The sequence below is a fragment of the Pseudarthrobacter siccitolerans genome (genome assembly GCF_001046895.1).
GTDB lineage: Bacteria > Actinomycetota > Actinomycetes > Actinomycetales > Micrococcaceae > Arthrobacter > Arthrobacter siccitolerans.
In genome coordinates, this window is the sequence record NZ_CAQI01000044.1 from 118,641 (window position 1) to 135,530 (window position 16,890).

Genomic DNA, 16,890 nt, shown 5'->3' on the forward strand with positions numbered 1-16,890 from the left:
CCGGCGTCATGCAGTTTCAGAAGGTGACTCCGCTGCATCTTGGACAGTTTTGGTTGCTTGATCGGTGCACTGGCGATGCGTCGCGTTACGGGGATTGCTGCCGCTGACGAAGCAGCTCTGAAGCTCGGTGTTTCCCGGCGTCAGGTTTATGTATTGCTTGGCCGCTACCGAACACGTAGCCCGGCACGCATCGTCTTCGTTGGGAACTTTGACGCTTCCACCTTGGACCCCCATCCATCAATCAGATGAGTACCAGACAAAACAGCAGAACACGCCTGCCGCAAGAAGTTGGTTAAGAACGTTAACTCTGGACACCGGAGATGGTTCACGTGCCTTCGCAGCGGATCCTTCGCGCCGCGGGAAACTGAATGGGCCGGAGGGACGGCCATGAGCACATTCCAAAGATGGCCGCCCGCAGCCCGTCCCGTTAGGCGATCCCCAGCGGGCAGCAGGGCGTCCGCTCGGGATCCTTCAGCGGACACTATTTGAGGCGATGGTCCCCTGCCGGCTTGGCATTGGTCTGGTGATGGATGAGTATCCCCCGATTGAATTCGTTCCCAATCAATCATTGCCTTCGTATTCAAACCTGTTTAGGATTTCGGTTGCAGTGTGTTGAAAGTGCAGACGCCATCGCCTATGCCGCGCCCGCGCAGTCTTGTGTCCATACGAACAGCTTCAGGAAGCTTTGACAGGTGGTCTCCCCATGACGCGGTATCCTCACGTTTTCAGTCCGATGATGCTCGGCGGCAAGCAGCTCAAGAACCGTCTCATCGCCCTGCCGGCCGGTACGAGCCTCGTTACGGACGGTGTGCCGACCCCGGAAGACTCCATTCATTTCGAGCGGCTCGCCGCCGGGGGTGTGGCGATGATCATCCAGGGTGCGACGATCGTGCACCCGTCTTCGGGGACGCACAGCCGAAAAAACGTGGAAGCCTACCTCGAAGAGGTTGTCCCGGCCATGGAACATAAGGCTGAAGTCGTCCATAGGCACGGTGCACTGCTGATCGGACAGCTCGCCCACGTCGGCCGCGAATTCATCGGCGGTGCATCGGAATACCTTCCCCTAGCGCCGAGTATGATCAAGACTCCGCGCGACGCCTATCCGCCGCGTGAGCTGACAAAGAGGGAGATTCTCGACATCGTCGAGGGGTATCGGGTTTCGACCGCTCATATGGTCCAGGCCGGACTGGACGGGATCGAGATCCACGCTGCCCATGGCTATCTGGTCGCCCAGTTCATGTCGGAATCGACCAACCTGCGCACGGACGAGTTCGGAGGATCGCTCGAGAACCGGATGCGGTTCATGCACCTGGTGCTGGAATCGATTCGCAGCGAACTGCCACAGGGTGCGATTCTAGGGGTCCGCTTGAGTGGCGAGGAGGAGATTCCCGGCGGCATGACGATTGAGGACACGTGTCGCATCGCGGAGATGCTTGCTGTTACCGGGCAGGTCGACTACTTCAGCATCACCCACGGCATCCGCGGCTCCTACGTCAAGGACTCCACAAATGAAGACGGGGTTGCGGTTCCCTCTGCCGCTCGTGTGCGCGCCGCCACCAGACTGCCGGTGCTCGTGGGCCAGCGCATCCGGGACGTAGACAGCGCCGAGAACGTGATTAAGAACGGATCGGCGGACATGGTCGGCATGGCCCGAGCTCTGTTGGCGGACCCTGAGCTGCCCAACAAGTCCCGTGCGGGACGCTTGACCGAGATCAGGGGCTGCCTGGGGATCAACCAGGAATGCCGCGCCTTAGATCCGCACGTGCGCTGCGCGGTCAACGCAGAGATCGGTCGTGTGCGGCCTGATTCAGCGGACATCAGGGTCGACCGCCCTCGAAAGGTCACCATTATCGGCGGGGGGATAGCTGGTATGGAAGCCGCTCGGTTGGCGGCCGGCCGCGGGCACAACGTGACGATCTACGAGCGCGGCACTTCCTTGGGTGGCAGCGTGCGGATCGCATCGAAGTCACCCCACCGGGGGAGTCTGGGCGATATCGTCGACTATCTCACCAGGGAAATGGGGCGGTTGCGGGTGACGGTGCACCTGGGCGTCGAGATCGGGAAAGGCGACCTGGCCAACATCAAGGGGATGAGCGACCACGTAATCATCGCGACTGGGTCACGTCCCACCCCACCGCCTGAATATGGGCAAGTTCCTGTCCGCACAGTCGACGACGTGATCATGTCTCCTGCTGACCAGCTGCAACCTGGCATGGCAGTGGTGTTTGATGAGGACGACGGATTCTGGCCCGCGTACAACGCCGCTGAACGGTTGGTACTTCTCGGTTGGAGGGTCTTATTCGTAACCCGGCTGGGCGCCATAGCCTCACGTGTGCCGCATGAGAGTATCGGTCCGCTTCTCACTCGGCTGGGGGAAGGCGGCACACGGTACTTGCCTTTGCATGACCTTTCCGCAGACGACAACGACGCCAGCAAGGTCCGCTTGACGCCGGTGTTCGGGGGCGAAGCCGAGGTGCTGCGACCTGACCTGATCGTTTGGCACCGTCATCGCATCCCGAACGCGGAACTGCCCCTTGCTGCGGAGGAACTCGATATGTCCTCGATCTCAGTCATCGGTGACTGCGTTATCCCGCGGCGCATCGGCGATGCGATCTCCGAGGGATACCGCGTTGGGTCTGCAGTATGACTCGTATGATGCCCGCTTTCAGGTTCCTGGGGAGTGGAACACCGGGCGGTAGCGATCATAGCCAACGTGCCAATCCCCCGACCGCAGCCCGGTGAGGTGCTTACCGTGCAGGCAGGCTGGGATGGGGGATCTTCTGCGGGCTCTCGACACGCAGAAAGACTCCCAGTGATGCTTCTCACGTGCCCATGTCCTGCAATCAGTTCACGGGGGGCGTGCAGCTGCGGACACTCGCCTCACAGCCGAACCGTTCAGTAACACTCGACGTTCCTTTCTCCAGTGCGCAGGTTTTGTGTGCGCCGCACGATACCCAATTCCCAGGCTGCCACCCCCGACGGGGTAGCAGCGCTGGCAGATCGGAACAGGCCGTATTAGGCGGACCGGAGGCCAGCCTGGACCATGAGGGGCAGGATGTCGTCTTCCATCTGCTGGAGGCCTTCGTCGTAGTTGACCCAGGAAATCGCGACACCATCAAGACCGGCATTGGAGAGCTCCAAGAGCCCGTCGACGACTTGCTCAGGGGTACCGACCAGTGTCAACGCACCACGCCCTGCAGCAACCCGCTCGATCGTCTGCCAGTGCTCCTCGGGAATGCTGTCCATGCTTGCGGAGTTCCCGTTCAACCCTGCTAGCAGCGTTTCTATCGCAGCGACATCGGCGTTGTCGCGATGCACCCAACGGAAGTACTGCTGCGCTTCCTTCTCAGTCGGACGGCACACGATGTGCACCCGCCCGAAGACCCGCACCTCACGACCATGCTTCTGCAGCGCGTCTTGCTTGATCTCGGCAATCTGCCGCTGCGCGATCTCCATATTCTGCAGCGACGCGAAAATCAGGTCGCTGTGCTTGCCGGCAAAATCACGGCCAGGACCGCTCGTACCAGCGTTCATCACCAACGGGTACGGATCCTGCAACGGGTGCGGATCCGAGAACGCGTCAATCGCCTGAAGGTACTCGCCCTTGAAATCGAACCGGTCATCACGGGTCCACAACATCTTGAGTAACGTCGTCCACTCATCCGCGTAGGCGTAACGGTCGGCGTGCGCGCGCTGCTTGAGCCCGAACATCGCAAACTCCTCCGGGAACCAACCAGCCGTGAGGTTAACCCCCATACGACCCCCCGAGACGTGATCCGCCGTCACGATCATCTTGGCCGCCATCATCGGGTGGATCACGGGAACCTGAACAGTGGCGAACGACATGACCCGCTTCGTCGACGCCAGCACCGCCGTGGCCCACGTGAACGGATCAAACGTACGGTCCGACAAGTTCCACTGACCGCCGAACCCCCGCCACCGCATCACCGGAATCACCGCATCGAACCCGATCCGGTCAGCATGCTGAGCCAACCGCAGGCTCTCCTCCCAGCTGGTCTGGACCTTGCCTTCGACATTCGCGAGCGTCACACTCCCGCGCATGTTGGTTGCGAACGTCGCCACCTTCAAACGATTCTCATCATTCAACAGCGGCGTCGACCACTTATCCACACGAACATCAACTGCTTCCGATGGCACGCTCGTCATCTCTTCCATCCTCCTCAACTCGTGCGCGGCTCCGAAGATAATCCCGATAGCCACGTCGCTCAACCTCTTCGTGCATACGATACCAAGCTATGATGAATACGATACCAGCGCTGCCCTCAACGCCGCTATTTGTGATTTGGATACGATGCCATTAGCATCTGAATACGATTCCATAAAGGTCGACGGTTAGCTTGACACGAGATCGAGCAGGTTACCGCGAAGACATGATTCTGAGGCGGTCGACTGACTCCGCATCGCACGTTCCCGACGACACTTCCGTTCTCGCTCAGAAAGGTCTCTAATGCGGTACTATCCTGACAGCTCCGACCCGGCCACCCGTCCCGGCCTCGAACACTGCGTCGAACGGGCGTTGCCCGCCCGCGACGATTCGGTGATGCTGGGTGTCTTCCTGCCCAGCCAAGCGTTCAGTGAGTGGCCCACGCTGGCGCCGAATTCGACGGAGTGGACATACCAGTACATCCTCGAGACGGTCCTGGCCGCGGAGGAAATGGGGATGAGCTTCGCGCTTCCTCCCGCACGCTGGGCCGGTTTGGAAGGCGATGAAATCGTCTGGCGGGGCGCGAGCCTGGAAACGGTCACGTTGACGGCCGCGCTGCTGGCCGCGACGACGAAGATCACCCTGCTGACCACGATCAACGCCAACCTGCACAACCCAGTGGTCGCCGCGAAATTCGGCGTCGGTCTCGATCACATCGGTGGTGGCCGTTGGGGGTTCAACGTGGTCAGCGGATGGGGCGTGCAAGAGTTCGCCGCGATGGGCGTCGAGCTCCTCGAACACAAGGAACGCTACGCGTTCACCCGAGAATGGCTGGATATCATCCAGATGCTCTGGCGCGAAGGTGAGGCAACGTATGACGGTCAGTACTTCACAATCAACAAGGCCTCTGGGCGTCCACGCCCCATGCAGGTCTCTCCGTTGATTGTGAATGCCGGCCAGTCCTACACCGGCATGCGTTTCTCAGCCGAACGTGCGGACTACATCTTCTGCTACGGCGACCAGGCGGAGAAGTTCCGCAAGATCCGAGGTGAAGTGGCCAGCAACTGCGGCTTCATCGGTGCGAAGGCCGTGATCCTCGGCAAGACCACCGCCGAAGCGCAAGACCGCGCGAACCAGATCGTCGACCAGGCCGACCGGGGCGCACTCCGGAACATGCTCCTCTCCAGCGGTGCCGTACCAGCCGAGTCGGCTGACGAACGCATGGTCTCCCGCGATGACGTCTACGACTTCCTCCTTGGGGAAGCGATTATCGCCAGCGCCGAAGACGCCGGCACCCAGTTGGCGGACTGGGCTGCAATGCAGAACGTCGACGGGATCTGCCTGAACCTGTTCGAATACCGGGGTGACCTCAAACTGATCGCCTCCGACACCATTCCCGCCTTCGAGGCCCAACTCGCTGCCCACGGCAAGACCTATCGTCGCCCGTCCACCCCGACGCCCGTTTCCTGACCAGACACCAGCCGATGCACGCTCCTACGGGAACGGAGGTGCCTGCAGCAATCTTGGGCCTGACGCGCTCCAGATAGACATCTGGAGGTGCGAACACCCAGGTCAGGACCAGTGGTTTCACTGCAGTACGGTGGTTTAATTGGAGCACTTCTGCGGTCTCCTCGAGGGGGCGCGCCTCGGCGGTGTTGAGATGCCGCATGGAAAGAAGGCATCGGATCAATCCTGTCCGTTCCGCTCCCCCTCGAATGCGGCCCCCAACCTATACTCGCCGCGCACATACGCGTTCACTGGCGAAGACTCAAAAAGACGCAGAAGCCTACGCTGCCCAAGCCACCAAAGCCCTGCGCCTGGCAGTACGAGTCTCACAGCATACCGACGCCCGGAATCACCTCACCACAGCAACGGAATCCCGGACCACCATCGACATCGCCGTCTGGGGCGATCATGGCCCCAAATCGCAGCAACCCGGAATCGGCCCCCCAGCTAGCTCGCTCGCGTACCCGCTGACGCTGTCAGACTGCCAGCCCGGCCTCGTGGCCGTCTTTGAAAGCCTGCATGGCCAGGCGGGGAGCGACGGCGTCGCCGGCGACACGGTAGGGAATGCCCAGGCGCTTCAACACCGGCACGACGGCGAGGTCAGGCTGCGGTGCTGCCACCACGACGATCGAGTCGCACGGCAGCGTGTCGATATCTGCACCCTCCGGAGTCGCGATCAGCGCGTTGCCGTCCTCGATGAACCCGATGAGTCCGCGGACGATGACGCGGTTGACCACCCCGTAGAGCGTCTTGCCGTATTGCGCACGGTGCAGGTATCCACTATGCGGTCCTACCGTCTCCTCAGGCGTCACAAAGGTTACCTGGTGTCCCCGTTCGGCGAGTGCCTCAGCGACGAGCGGCCCCTCATTAGCACCCACTGTGTCGTAGACAAGCACGCGGTGCCCGAGGTCGACATCCAGTGCGTCCGAACTGTCGATCGCTCCAGCGGCCTGGGCTCCAACGAACGCTTGCTCGACATTGGAGCGGGTCCCGGTTGCCAAGATAACCTCGTCTGGCGCAATCTCCTGCAGCTCGGCCTCACCGACGTTCTGCGGGATCAGCTTCACCCCCAGTTCGGCCAGCTCGGCGGACAGGTAGTCGATCGAGCTCACCAGGGCCGAACCTGCCGTCTCGGCGGCGTGTCGCAGGCGGCCACCTGGCCGACCCGCGCCGTCGTAGAGGTGGACATCGTGTCCGCGGAGTGCAGCGACCTCGGCGGCCTTCAGGCCGGCAGGCCCGGCACCGATCACCAAGACCTTCCGCTTCTCGGCCGCTGGGAGGACCGCAAGTTCCTGCTCACGCAGAACCTGCGGGTTGTGGAAACAACTGATTTCCGGATATCCGGACTGCACGCGGTTCACGCAGTCATTAGCACCCACGCACGGTCGAGCGCGGTGACCCTGGCCGGCGACGACCTTGAGAATCAGTTCAGGATCAGCAATGTGGGCCCGGGTCATGGCTACAAGCTCGCAGGCTCCGCTGGCGAGAACCGACTCGGCGACGCTCGCCGTCAGAATGCGCCCAGTTCCGATGATCGGAATTTTGACGTCGGCGGCCTCACGGAGACGCTTCACAGTGGGGATGTTGGGCGCATCGCCGTACCTGTAGTCCGGGATGGAGCGCGGGTAACTCGACCCACCTTGGCCGATGGTGGTGTTCAGCACGTCCACCTCTCCTGTGGCCAGGATCTCCTTCAGCAGCTGGGCGCCACGCGCAAAACCGATGCCGCCGTCCTCCGGGCTCCGCAGGTCGTCAGTGGTGGTGCGGTAACCCACGATGCGGTTCGGTCCGACCTCCTCACGCAACGCCTGGATGATGCGGCGCGCGAACAGCGTAGGGTCAGTCCCCCAGCGGTCGGTTCGTGAGTTGAACTCCGGAGTGAGTGACTGCTGGATCAGGTAGCCGTGTCCACCGTGTGCTTCGACACCATCGAATCCAGCTTCGGCGGCGAGACGCGCCACCGAGCGGTAGCCTTCGATCACCATCATGATCTCGGCATCGTCCATCTCGTGGGATGTCTCGCCTGCCGCTGACTGATTGACGCCGAATCCATACAAGGGCGACCCATGCAAATCCGGATCGCTTCTCCCGTACACACCCAGATGCACAATCTGGAGCAATATTTTTGCTCCCTCAGCATGCACTGCTTCGGCCAACTCACCATGTCGGTCAATGAGCCACTGAGGCTGCACGACGCCGAGCGACCAGAGCTGCGGCTGGGTGATGATCAACCCCGCGCTGGCGGCGCGTCGGCGCATGTACTCGATGTACGTTGCCGCTGGCAGCGCGGGGTTGAAGAACGACTGGCTCGCCGTGTGCGCGGTGATGACTGCGCGGTTCCGCAACTCATGACCGCGGATATCCAACGTTGACAGAAGCATGGGGTAATGCATCGGACTCCTCTAACTTCGAACGGCACTGCGTTTGCGATGGTCTGGATCCGGCGGCCACCCGTCGAATGACATGCATGATATTTACACTAATGCCACACCGTAGCGCGTGTGAATACGTGTCCACAAGGCTGTCCTGCCAGAACATCCGGGACGTGGTCTTGGACGATGGTGTTCCACTCGATGAGGACGTCCGTGTTCGACGCCCCGGCGCTCGACACTGCCGTTAAAACGAGAGCGGCGCTCAGTGCCGGGATCAAGCAGAGCGCCCGTCGTCGACGCGCACCGGCCCTCGAAGTCGGCGACTACAGCTTTTCAGCTCTGGCGCTCAAGCAAGCGACAGGGCCAGAGGACCGCCGCGAGTTGGAGGACGTACGGCATGCCGCACGTCCCCCAACTGCACTGGGGGGTCGGCTTCCACCAGCCGCTAAGGGATGTTTCTGTCCCGCTACGGTCAGTGCCCCATGCCCAGGCCGCCGTCAACAGGGATGACGGCGCCGGAGATGTAAGCCGCCTCGTCGCTGGAAATCCAGCGGACCACGTTGGCAACTTCGCTGGCTTCCGCGAAGCGGCCGGCGGGGATGCTGGACAGGTAGTCCTTCTGGGTGGCTTCGGGAAGCTCTGCCGTCATGTCCGTGTTGATGAAGCCCGGCGCCACCACGTTGGCGGTGATGCCGCGCGAGCCCAGCTCGCGGGTCAGGGAACGGGCAATGCCCACCAGGCCCGCCTTGGAAGCGGAGTAGTTGATCTGACCGGGCGCGCCGTACAGGCCCGATACGGAGGAAATCAGGACCACGCGGCCCTTGCGGAGGCGGATCATGCCCTTGGAGGCGCGCTTGATAACGCGGAAGGCGCCTGTGAGATTGGTGTCGATGACTGATGTGAAGTCGTCTTCGCTCATGCGCAGCAGCAGGGTGTCCTTGGTAATGCCGGCGTTGGCCACCAGCACCTCCACGGGACCGTGGGCAGCTTCCACCTCTTTGAAGGCAGCGTCCACGGAAGCTTCATCGGTGACGTCGGCCTTGACGCCCAGGATCCCCTCCGGCAGTTTCGATTCGCTGCGGTAGGTCACCGCCACTTTGTCGCCATTGGCCAGGAAAGCTTCAGCGATGGCGAGCCCGATGCCGCGGTTTCCGCCGGTGATCAGGACGCTGCGGGGGGCGGTGGCTGCTTCAGTCATGTAGGGGCTCCGGATTTCTGCGGCATGATGCACCGCGGTAGAAGAGGGTGGTTTGGCTGACTTTGATCTTAGCGTCCCGTCCGGGCAAGGGTTTGGGCGCCACTGCCGATGGTGAGAGAATTGATGCAAGCCTTTGGAGCGTGATCAGCCACCGTGACCCTTGAAAACCATGCGGGACAACCCGCGGCCGGAGAACCCGGGCGGTTCTCCGGCGATTCGGAAGTCCACAGCATCACGGAAGCTGCGGGCGCGCATTCGGAGGACATGCACCAGCGCATGGTGAAGTACGCGCTGGCCATGGGCATCCGCATGGTGTGCCTGATCATGATCTTCGTCGTGGATGGCTGGTTTAAGATCGTGATGGTTGCCGGGGCGGTCTTCCTGCCGTGGATTGCAGTAGTCATCGCCAACGGCAACGACAAGGCCGAGGGGCACAGCGACTTCCTGCTCGATTCCGCGCCGCTCGCGGAAATTGAAAGTCCGCCTCCGCCGTCGGCCGACGACGGGCATGGCAGCGAGGTCCTGCAGGGCGAGCTGATCACCGACGACGAGGAAACACCAACTGAGCAGGAGCGGAGGGCATCATGAGTATCTTTGACTTCGCTGCGGGAACCGATCCCGTGATGGGCGAGTCGGCTGCCTTGTGCTCCCGCAAGGCGTGCCGGTCGCAGGCTTCATGGCAGCTGCTGTGGAACAATCCGAAGATTCATACCCCGGAGCGCCGCAAGACCTGGCTCGCCTGCGGCGACCACCGCGAGTGGCTTGAGGATTACCTCCAGACACGTGGACTGTGGAAGGAAACTGTGCCGCTCGATGACGGCCGGGTATCCGGTGCCTTGGAGCAGGACAGCTGAATGTACCGGTTCCTCTTTTCCAGCAAATGGCTGGGTTATCTCCTTCTGGCCGCGATCTTCGCCTCCGCCTGCGTTTTCCTGGGCCGCTGGCAGATGGACCGGCGGGCCGAGACCCTGGCCGAGATCAACCGGGTGGTGACCAATTATTCGGCGGCCCCTGTCCCCTTCGCCGCTGTCAGGGACGAGTTTGATCAGCTGGACCCGGCCAGCGAGTGGACGCAGGTTGAGCTGAAGGGCTCCTATCTTGTTGACGGGCAGCGCATCGTACGGAACCGGCCGCTGAACGGCCAGCCGGGCTACGAAGTGGTTGTCCCGTTCCGGCTAACGACTGGCGAGACCGTGGTCATCGACCGGGGATGGCTGCCTATCGGCAACAAGAATCCGGGCAGCCCCGATTCCGTGCCGGCTCCTCCCCCAGGTGACGTGACCGCGGTCGTGCGTTTGAAGCATCCAGAGCCTGAACTGCAGCGGGGCGCGCCCGAGGGGCAGTTGGCGTCCATTGACCTCGCGGCCTACTCCGCGCAGCTCGGCTATCCCCTGCTGACCGGCGCCTACGGGCAGCTCGCCTCGGAGACGCCGCCCGCCGCAGAGATGCCTATGGCGTTCCCGAAGCCCTCCACCGAGGAAGGCACCCACCTGTCCTACTCACTCCAGTGGTTCGCGTTCGGGGTGCTGATGTTCGTCGGCTTTGGCTATGCCGCCCGCCAGCAGGCCCGCAATGCCGCCATTGATGCGGAGGACGACGACGAGTCCGCCGACGGCGCGCTGCACTCGGCTGCCGCGGCAGCCCGCCGTCGTCCTTCCCCTCCCCGGAAGCGGAAGAAGGCGACGGCTGAGGAAGAGGAAGACGCCCTCCTGGACGCGCAGGGTTACTAGCGGATGATGGAGTACGACGGCGGCCCTGTTGCCTTGGTGCGTTCGGCGTTGGTCCGCTCAGGTATCGGCGACACCTTGCGGACCTTTCCGGCCGGTGTCCCGACCGCACTCGCGGCGGCCGAGGCATTGGAATGCGACCTTGCGGCAATCACCAACAGTCTGATCTTCGACCTCAACGGGGAGCCCCTGCTGATCCTGGCCAGCGGCGCAGCCCGGGTGGACACAAAACTGGTGGCAGAGCAGTTGGGCGAAGTCCGGATCCGGCGTGCCTCCCCCGAGTTCGTCCTGCAGCACACCGGTCAGGAAGTAGGCGGAGTAGCCCCAGTTGGCCACCCTGGAAAGATCAGAACCCTCCTGGACGAGTCGCTCCAGAAGCACGATCTCCTCTGGGCGGGAGCCGGTGACCACAACTCAATGTTCAGCGTCACCTATAAGCAACTTCAAGAAGTTACCGAAGCCCTGGAACTGAAGGTCCGCTGAAACCCAAAGGCTCCATACGCCGCGTAGCGGAGCTAGGGAAGCCGACTAAGCCAGGGTTATCAGGTCCAGGTAGTCTTCGTTCCAGTGGTCTTCGACGCCGTCGGGCAGCAGGACGACGCGCTCCGGGTTGAGGGCTTCGACTGCGCCTTCGTCGTGGCTGACCAGGACGACGGCGCCGCTGTAGTTCTTTAGCGCGCCAAGAATTTCTGCCCGGCTGGCGGGGTCGAGGTTGTTGGTGGGCTCGTCCAGGAGCAGGACGTTGGCGCTCGAGGCGACGATGGTGGCGAGGGCAAGGCGGGTCTTCTCTCCGCCGGAAAGGACCCCTGCAGGCTTGTCCACGTCGTCACCCGAGAACAGGAACGAGCCCAGGATGCCGCGGACTTCGGCGTCCTTCATGTCGGGAGCAGCGGAGCGCATGTTTTCCAGCACGGTGCGGTCGACGTCGAGGGTCTCGTGTTCCTGGGCGTAGTAGCCCACTTTGAGGCCGTGCCCGGCAATAACGTCACCGGTGTCGGGCTTGTCCACGCCTGCCAGCATGCGCAGCAGGGTGGTCTTGCCGGCGCCGTTCAGGCCCAGGATAACCACTTTCGAGCCACGGTCGATGGCGAGGTCCACGTCGGTGAAGATCTCGAGGGAACCGTAGGACTTGCTGAGGCCCTCCGCGGTGAGCGGGGTCTTGCCGCAGGGCGACGGATCCGGGAAACGCAGCGCTGCCACCCGGTCCTGCTCGCGGACAGCCTCCAGTCCGCTCAACAGGCGTTCGGCACGCTTGGCCATGTTCTGGGCGGCCACAGCCTTCGTGGCCTTGGCACGCATCTTGTTGGCCTGGTCCATCAGGACCTGTGCCTTCTTCTCGGCGTTGGCACGTTCCCGCTTGCGGGCACGCTCATCGGTTTCGCGCTGCGTGAGGTAGCGCTTCCAGTCCATGTTGTAGAAGTCGATCTGCGCGCGGTTGGCGTCGAGCAGGAAGACCTTGTTGACCGTGGCTTCGAGCAGTTCGGTGTCGTGGCTGATGACAATCAGTCCGCCCTGGTGGTTTTTCAGGAAGTCACGGAGCCAGGCGATCGAATCGGCGTCGAGGTGGTTGGTGGGCTCGTCAAGGAGCATGGTCTCGGCATCCGAGTACAGGATCCGGGCCAGCTCCACACGGCGGCGCTGGCCGCCGGAGAGGGTCTTGAGCGGCTGGTTCAGGAGGCGGTCCGGCAGCGCGAGGTTGGAGCAGATCGCGGCTGCCTCCGCTTCGGCAGCGTAGCCACCGGCCGCCAGGAATTCGGACTCAAGCCGGTCATAGCGGTTCATGGCCTTGCGCTGGACGGCGGCGTCATCGCTGGCCATTTCGTCATGGGCCACGCGCAGCTTGCCAAGTGCGATGTCCAGGCCTCGAACCGACAGGATCCTGTCCCGGGCCAACTGTTCCATGTCCGGCGTGCGCGGGTCCTGCGGCAGGTAACCGATCTCGCCGCTGCGGGTCACCTTTCCGGCTGCAGGAAGTCCTTCTCCCGCCAGGACGCGGGTCAGCGTGGTCTTGCCGGCACCGTTGCGGCCCACCAGGCCAATCTTGTCTCCCTTGTCGATGCGGAAGCTCACCTGGTCCATCAGGAGCCGGGCGCCGGCTCGCAGTTCAAGATCCTGGACAGTAATCACAGCAGGTAAAGCCTTTCACAGCAGGGATAAGCCGCAGCCCGAAGCAACTGTGGTGGGCGTGGGCGGCAATGGCCGACAGAACGGCCCGTCCAAGTCTACCGTTGAACGGCCCTGGTGCCGGCACTTCGAGACTGGAGTCACGTAAGGAACGCCCGGACAGGGCCGTCGCGGGTGACGGGTTACTGACGGTGGCCGCTACCGCTTCGTGAATGCTTCCAGATCCGTGCGACGCTGGTTGCATGGATCTGGAGGTGTTGCCTGAGCTTACGATCCCGGCGTCCGAGCTCCGCTGGCGGTTTTCGCGGTCGTCCGGGCCAGGCGGTCAGCATGTGAACACTTCGGACAGCCGCGCGGAACTTTCGTGGAACGTCAAAAATTCGCTGGCCATTTCAGACAGCCAACGACTGATCCTGCTCTCGCGCCTCGGGCCGCGTCTGACGGCGGGAGTGGTTACGGTGACGGCCTCTGAGCAGCGATCCCAGCTGCGCAACCGGGAGATTGCCCTGGCCAAGCTCGCTGACCTTGTGGCAGGAGCGCTTGCTCCGGCTCCTCGCGACCGCCGGGCAACGAAACCCACCCGTGGCTCCACCCGCCGTCGCCTGGTGGCCAAGAAGCAGCGGTCAACAACCAAGCAGCAGCGCAGGCGGCCTGCCGCGGAGTAGGTGCGGCCTGCCGCTTATGATGCTCAAATGGGGGAAAGTTCAGGCAGGGAAAAGTCCGGCGCGCGGCGGCCGATTTATGTTGAGATCCGCATTCAGGCTCCACTCGAACGCGTTTGGAAGTTGAGCCAGGACACGTCCTTGCACCCCGCATGGGATCTGCGGTTTTCCCGGATAGTTCCGATATCGGAAAACGAACAAGGGCTTCAGCATTTCCGCTATGAGTTCCGTCTTCCGTTCCACACCATTCATGGGACCGGGACATCCTTAGGGCATCGGTTCCGGCCGGACGGCCAGGCGACGTCGGTACTGAAATTCGATACCGCCGACCATTTCTCGCCAATTGGCCAGGGTTCGGGATACTGGCGGTATATCCCCACCGGGGACGGGCTTCGCTTCATCACGGGCTACAACTACTCGCCGGGCATGGGAGCGCTCGGAAAAGCAATGGATTCATGGTTGGTCCGGCCGGTATTGGGTTGGGCGACAGCCATAAGTTTTGACCGGTTGAGGATGTGGGCGGAGCGGGACCTTGATCCGAAGGACTCCCGGAACCGGTGGTTCCTGGACGCCGCGGCCAGGACAGGGGGCGCCCTGGCCGCCTGTTGGCTGCTGCGCGAAGCGATGGACAAACGAAGTGCGGGTGGCGCATTCACCGGCCTGGGACTGGCAGCTGCCTCCTGGCTTGTACCGCCGCACCGGACGGTGCCCCGGGCAGGCCGATGTTTGCGCAGTGCACCCGATCTGCGGTCCGGGCGGGCCCCCTCCGCCCACGCCGGCCTGGACGCGCCACTGGTCGCAGGCGTCACCCCTTCCGGAGAGGACAGCCATGGCGTCGATCTTTGAGCTGGGACTGGGAAAGGACTTCCAGAAGCTGCACCCGATGCTGCAGAAGCGTTTTGGTGTTGATGCGGCTGCAGGCTACGCGTGCGTGGGGCGCGGTGTGTTCTCCGAAGTGCGCCGCGGGGCCTGGTGGACTGTTCCCTTCCTGCGGCTGGGCGCCTACCGCAACATTCTCTTCCCCGACCGCGGCAAGGACATCCCGTTCACCATCGAGAACTATCCGTACATAGATGGATTTGGCCGCCCCACGGTGACTTTTGCCAGGACACTGGAACTGCCTGGGGCCAAGCGGCGCCGGTTCGACGCCACCATGGTGCACAGCGCACAAAGGGGCGGAGTCGTTGACTACCTTGGCACTCACCAGCACCTGGCAACCGACCTCGCCCTGGAGGTTCTGGCCGACGGCTCTCTGCACCTGCAAACGGGTGCGCAGCGGTTCTACGAGGGCTTCGCCGCATTCGAGTTTCCAGCCGCCCTCACCGGCACGGCCGACTTGTATGAGAACTTCGACGACGATCGAGGGGTCTACACCATCCAGATGCAGGTGCGGAACCCGTTCCTCGGTTTCCTGTTCGGATACCGGGGCGAGTTCACCTGCACGTTTCCGGCGCTTACCGCAGGAGGAGTCCCCGGGCACCTGAAACCGGTGCGGGAAGAAGCCCGGGAATAGGCCGTGGGCTTAACCGTCCGGGGCGGCTGTGGCCGCTTGGGAGAATGTTTTTATGGAATTCAACCGGCTGCTGCAGATCCGGCGGATTTATGCGCAGCCTGCCGCGCTGGAGCTTCCCCGGGGCAAGGAGATCGTTGAACGCTGGCCGGACGCCGAGGTGAGGCTGGTTGAAAACCACTGGAATATTCCGGAAGTGCATGGGGATGAAACAAATGTGCCGCGGTGGTCCCGGATCAAGACGGAGGCCCTGGTCCTCGGGGTCAAAAAGGCGATGACCGTCAAACCAAATGGCAGGTCGGCGGACTTCATTGCGCCCTCAAGCGCTAACGGGTGCGCCATGGCATGCGCCTACTGCTATGTGCCCCGGCACAAGGGCTACAGCAACCCCGTGACAGTGTTTGCGAACATCGACCAGATTGCCCGCGCCCTTGAACGGCATGCCATCCGCCAAGGCATGAAGCTTGAGCCCAACCAGTGCGACCCGGAGCTCTGGGTCTACGACATCGGCGAAAACAGCGACTGCTCCGTCGATGCCCTCATCAGCGACAACGTGGAGGACCTCGTCGCGCTCTTCCGCGACCTGCCCACCGCCAAGCTGTCCTTTGCCACCAAGTACGTGAACCCCGCAATGCTGGACTGGGACCACGGCGGCCACACCAGGATCCGCTTTTCCCTGATGCCCGCCGACCTGGCGAAATCGATTGACGTCCGGACCTCGCCGGTGGCCGAACGAATGGCCGCAATTAACGACTTCGTGGATGCGGGGTACGAGGTGCACGTGAACTTCTCCCCCGTCATCATCACCGACACCTGGCTCAGCGACTGGGAGGAACTGCTGCGCCAGCTCGACGCCACCCTGTCGCCGGCCGCCAAGGCCCAGCTCGCAGCAGAAGTGATCTTCCTGACCCACAACGAGCGCCTCCACGAGGTCAACCTGGGGTGGCACCCGCTGGCCGAGCAGGTGCTGTGGCGCCCGGACCTGCAGGAATCGAAAGTCTCATCCAACGGCTTCAGCAATGTCCGTTACCGCGCAGGAACCAAGGCCCGCTACGTGCGGCAACTGACCGCGCTGATCAACGAGATCGCCCCCTACTGCCGCATCCGCTACGCCTTCTGAAACCTTGAAGACGATCCCTTTCAGGCCTTATCCTTCACGAGAGGCAGCAGGGTGGCCTGCCCTGCCCTGAGGAGGGCGTGGGATGAATCTACTGAGCCAGATTTTCGCCGGGACCACCGCGTTGGCCCTGATCGCCGTCGGACTGCTGGAGATTTTCCGTCACGGCGATCGCCGCTTCTACCGGATTTTTCTGATCAAACCTGAAGATGTCCCGGCCGTGCGCATGTGGGCGATGAACATTGGTGCCTACAACATCACCTTTGGGTTGGGCATCCTCGCAGGACTGTGGCTGTTGAACGGCGCTGGCAACACCGCTGGCGGGTCGGCCGTCGTGATCTTCTGCTGTGCCGGCCAAGTGCTCCTTGGGGTTTGGCTATGGGTCACCGAGAAGCGGCTGTTGTTCAGTGCTATAGGACAGTCCCTCGGGCCCGGCCTGGCTTTGCTCTTTTACGCCATGTTCCGGTAGTTACCGGCCGGGGGCGCTGCATAGGTTTCGGCCCGGGGCT

Annotated in this window: 15 protein-coding genes; 11 read left to right on the plus strand and 4 right to left on the minus strand. The window is 62.7% G+C overall.

All coding sequences use genetic code 11. The features are described from left to right. Positions 1-703: 703 nt before the first annotated feature. Positions 704-2,647 (plus strand): oxidoreductase, encoded by a 1,944-nt coding sequence (locus tag ARTSIC4J27_RS11335; protein ID WP_050055303.1) that lies wholly within the window; start codon positions 704-706, stop codon positions 2,645-2,647. A 368-nt stretch (positions 2,648-3,015) separates the two neighbouring features. On the opposite strand, the gene ARTSIC4J27_RS11340 is transcribed toward ARTSIC4J27_RS11335, so the two are convergent. After that, the gene (locus ARTSIC4J27_RS11340; RefSeq protein ID WP_152683860.1) at positions 3,016-4,221 is read right to left on the minus strand and encodes an LLM class flavin-dependent oxidoreductase; all 1,206 of its coding nucleotides are present in this window, start codon (positions 4,219-4,221) and stop codon (positions 3,016-3,018) included. Positions 4,222-4,468: 247 nt separating this feature from the next. Here ARTSIC4J27_RS11340 and ARTSIC4J27_RS11345 point away from each other — a divergent pair, with 247 nt between their 5' ends. Continuing rightward, the gene (locus tag ARTSIC4J27_RS11345) at positions 4,469-5,635 is read left to right on the plus strand and encodes an LLM class flavin-dependent oxidoreductase (protein WP_050055305.1); all 1,167 of its coding nucleotides are present in this window, start codon (positions 4,469-4,471) and stop codon (positions 5,633-5,635) included. Between the two features lie 512 nt (positions 5,636-6,147). Here ARTSIC4J27_RS11345 and ARTSIC4J27_RS11350 read toward each other — a convergent pair. Both ARTSIC4J27_RS11350 and ARTSIC4J27_RS11355 read right to left on the minus strand, forming a co-directional pair. Next, a complete protein-coding gene (locus tag ARTSIC4J27_RS11350) occupies positions 6,148-8,064 on the minus strand; it encodes an oxidoreductase (RefSeq protein WP_200900817.1) in 1,917 nt (638 codons plus the stop codon). Between the two features lie 451 nt (positions 8,065-8,515). Further along, on the minus strand, positions 8,516-9,241 hold the full coding sequence (locus tag ARTSIC4J27_RS11355; RefSeq protein ID WP_050055306.1) for a beta-ketoacyl-ACP reductase: 726 nt from the start codon (positions 9,239-9,241) through the stop codon (positions 8,516-8,518). A gap of 153 nt (positions 9,242-9,394) precedes the next feature. Here ARTSIC4J27_RS11355 and ARTSIC4J27_RS11360 point away from each other — a divergent pair, with 153 nt between their 5' ends. Genes ARTSIC4J27_RS11360 through ARTSIC4J27_RS11375 form a run of 4 tightly spaced genes read left to right on the plus strand, consistent with a single transcriptional unit; the run spans position 9,395 to position 11,451 of the window. Continuing rightward, complete coding sequence (locus tag ARTSIC4J27_RS11360; RefSeq protein WP_050055307.1) at positions 9,395-9,829, plus strand: DUF3099 domain-containing protein; 435 nt, start codon at positions 9,395-9,397, stop codon at positions 9,827-9,829. Next, positions 9,826-10,095 (plus strand): hypothetical protein, encoded by a 270-nt coding sequence (locus ARTSIC4J27_RS11365; protein WP_050055308.1) that lies wholly within the window; start codon positions 9,826-9,828, stop codon positions 10,093-10,095. Before ARTSIC4J27_RS11360 ends, ARTSIC4J27_RS11365 begins: the two co-directional genes overlap by 4 nt. After that, a complete protein-coding gene (locus ARTSIC4J27_RS11370; protein WP_050055309.1) occupies positions 10,096-10,971 on the plus strand; it encodes an SURF1 family cytochrome oxidase biogenesis protein in 876 nt (291 codons plus the stop codon). It begins immediately after the preceding gene. A 3-nt stretch (positions 10,972-10,974) separates the two neighbouring features. Next, entirely contained in the window at positions 10,975-11,451 is a 477-nt protein-coding gene (locus ARTSIC4J27_RS11375) for a YbaK/EbsC family protein (protein WP_050055310.1), read from the plus strand. A 45-nt stretch (positions 11,452-11,496) separates the two neighbouring features. Here the strand turns inward: ARTSIC4J27_RS11375 and ARTSIC4J27_RS11380 are convergent, their stop codons facing one another. Beyond that, a complete protein-coding gene (locus ARTSIC4J27_RS11380) occupies positions 11,497-13,095 on the minus strand; it encodes an ABC-F family ATP-binding cassette domain-containing protein (RefSeq protein ID WP_050055311.1) in 1,599 nt (532 codons plus the stop codon). A 239-nt stretch (positions 13,096-13,334) separates the two neighbouring features. Between ARTSIC4J27_RS11380 and arfB the strand changes: the two genes are divergently transcribed. The 5 genes from arfB to ARTSIC4J27_RS11405 all read left to right on the plus strand — a co-directional run bounded on the left by arfB (position 13,335) and on the right by ARTSIC4J27_RS11405 (position 16,850). Beyond that, positions 13,335-13,757 (plus strand): alternative ribosome rescue aminoacyl-tRNA hydrolase ArfB, encoded by a 423-nt coding sequence (gene arfB / locus ARTSIC4J27_RS11385; RefSeq protein WP_050055312.1) that lies wholly within the window; start codon positions 13,335-13,337, stop codon positions 13,755-13,757. Positions 13,758-14,201: 444 nt separating this feature from the next. Beyond that, a complete protein-coding gene (locus tag ARTSIC4J27_RS22535) occupies positions 14,202-14,600 on the plus strand; it encodes a hypothetical protein (protein ID WP_152683861.1) in 399 nt (132 codons plus the stop codon). Beyond that, positions 14,584-15,267, plus strand: a complete 684-nt coding sequence (locus tag ARTSIC4J27_RS11395; RefSeq protein ID WP_050055314.1) for a DUF4166 domain-containing protein — start codon at positions 14,584-14,586, stop codon at positions 15,265-15,267. Before ARTSIC4J27_RS22535 ends, ARTSIC4J27_RS11395 begins: the two co-directional genes overlap by 17 nt. Positions 15,268-15,319: 52 nt before the next feature. Beyond that, positions 15,320-16,384 (plus strand): spore photoproduct lyase family protein, encoded by a 1,065-nt coding sequence (locus ARTSIC4J27_RS11400; protein ID WP_050055315.1) that lies wholly within the window; start codon positions 15,320-15,322, stop codon positions 16,382-16,384. A gap of 82 nt (positions 16,385-16,466) precedes the next feature. Continuing rightward, the gene (locus ARTSIC4J27_RS11405; protein ID WP_050055316.1) at positions 16,467-16,850 is read left to right on the plus strand and encodes a DUF1304 family protein; all 384 of its coding nucleotides are present in this window, start codon (positions 16,467-16,469) and stop codon (positions 16,848-16,850) included. Positions 16,851-16,890 lie beyond the last annotated feature (40 nt).

Bases quoted from the DNA above. Each gene is read 5' to 3' on its own strand.
- ARTSIC4J27_RS11400 (WP_050055315.1), top strand. From the start codon at position 15,320: ATGGAATTCAACCGGCTGCTGCAGATCCGGCGGATTTATGCGCAGCCT.
- ARTSIC4J27_RS11395 (WP_050055314.1), top strand. From the start codon at position 14,584: ATGGCGTCGATCTTTGAGCTGGGACTGGGAAAGGACTTCCAGAAGCTG.
- ARTSIC4J27_RS11370 (WP_050055309.1), top strand. From the start codon at position 10,096: ATGTACCGGTTCCTCTTTTCCAGCAAATGGCTGGGTTATCTCCTTCTG.
- ARTSIC4J27_RS11405 (WP_050055316.1), top strand. From the start codon at position 16,467: ATGAATCTACTGAGCCAGATTTTCGCCGGGACCACCGCGTTGGCCCTG.
- ARTSIC4J27_RS11345 (WP_050055305.1), top strand. From the start codon at position 4,469: ATGCGGTACTATCCTGACAGCTCCGACCCGGCCACCCGTCCCGGCCTC.
- ARTSIC4J27_RS11350 (WP_200900817.1), bottom strand. From the start codon at position 8,064: ATGCATTACCCCATGCTTCTGTCAACGTTGGATATCCGCGGTCATGAG.
- ARTSIC4J27_RS22535 (WP_152683861.1), top strand. From the start codon at position 14,202: ATGGATTCATGGTTGGTCCGGCCGGTATTGGGTTGGGCGACAGCCATA.
- arfB (WP_050055312.1), top strand. From the start codon at position 13,335: ATGGATCTGGAGGTGTTGCCTGAGCTTACGATCCCGGCGTCCGAGCTC.
- ARTSIC4J27_RS11365 (WP_050055308.1), top strand. From the start codon at position 9,826: ATGAGTATCTTTGACTTCGCTGCGGGAACCGATCCCGTGATGGGCGAG.
- ARTSIC4J27_RS11355 (WP_050055306.1), bottom strand. From the start codon at position 9,241: ATGACTGAAGCAGCCACCGCCCCCCGCAGCGTCCTGATCACCGGCGGA.
- ARTSIC4J27_RS11375 (WP_050055310.1), top strand. From the start codon at position 10,975: ATGATGGAGTACGACGGCGGCCCTGTTGCCTTGGTGCGTTCGGCGTTG.
- ARTSIC4J27_RS11335 (WP_050055303.1), top strand. From the start codon at position 704: ATGACGCGGTATCCTCACGTTTTCAGTCCGATGATGCTCGGCGGCAAG.